Source organism: Salinicola salarius (assembly GCF_002179555.1).
Classification (GTDB): Bacteria; Pseudomonadota; Gammaproteobacteria; order Pseudomonadales; family Halomonadaceae; genus Salinicola; species Salinicola salarius_A.
Map to the genome: position 1 here is coordinate 1 of NZ_NHOU01000110.1, position 1,092 is coordinate 1,092.

General features: G+C 63.1%; 1 protein-coding gene. It reads left to right on the forward strand.

Features of this window, described 5'->3' with window-relative positions; all coding sequences use genetic code 11:
• Positions 1-575: 575 nt before the first annotated feature.
• A partial coding sequence (locus CCD76_RS19345; protein WP_143543355.1) for an IS701 family transposase occupies positions 576-1,092 on the forward strand: 517 nt, incomplete at its 3' end.

Genomic DNA, 1,092 nt, shown 5'->3' on the forward strand with positions numbered 1-1,092 from the left:
TACGGGTCTATTTTTCAGACAGAGCGTAGGGTTGCTGCCCAATGAGATGGGCTGTGGCTCGGGCGAGGCCTGCAGGCACCGTTTACGTGACTGGCGCGAAGCGGGCCCTCATGGATAGCGCCTGTAGACAGCTAAGATTCCGGTACGGGGGTGAGTGATGAAGTGGCACGGCTCCAATGCCGGGATCATCGGTCACGTTCCCGGCATCTCACCTAACTCGCTGTAACAATCTGGACTTATACGGCGTACCCTTCCCACCTTTTGCCTTTGCCCCCTGGAGGGGACGATGCCAGCACCGAGGGTTCCCATGTGAACCCCCCGGCCGGATCGAGAACTGCCAGATTGGCGTGCTCCTCGGCTATGCCAGTTACTGGGGACAGGGATTGATGGATCGCGCTCTGTTCTGCCCCGGGGTTGGGCGGAGGACCGTGAACGCTGCCGCCAGGCGGGCATCCGGAGGACGTGAGTCACAAGCCCAAGACGGAGCTGGCCCGGGAGATGCTGGTCCGGGCACTTGATAGCGGCGTCACGCCCGCTGGGTGACGGGAGATGCCGTTTATGGCGAGTCCTTTCGGTTGCGCTGGACGCTGGAGGAGCGCGGTCAGGGCTATGTGATGGCGGTCAGCCGCAAGGCGCATGTCTGGCAGGGGCTGGAACAACGTAAAGTGGGCGTCCTGCTGGAAGCCCTGCCCGGGGACGTCGGCTGGACCCGGCTCAGCGCCGGGGCGGGTAGCCAGGGACCCCGGGAGTATGACTGGGCCTATCTGCCGGTGAATCCGGGGCCGTTCCAAGGGTGGCAGCATGGGGTGTTGGTACGGCGCTCTCTGGATGACAAGCGGGAGATGACGGCATACCTCACTTTCGCCCCCGAGGGCACATCACTGGAGGATCTGGTGTTGGCCGCCGGGGCGCGGTGGAACATCGAGCGCTGTTTCCAGGAGAGCAAGTCCCAACTGGGCCTGGATCAATATGAAGTCCGGACGTGGACGGGCTGGCATCGTCATATCACGCTGGTGATGGCCGCCTATGCCTTGCTGGTCACGCTGCGCCGCCGCCAGCTGAAAAAAAGGTTCATCGCGCTTTACCGGGAAA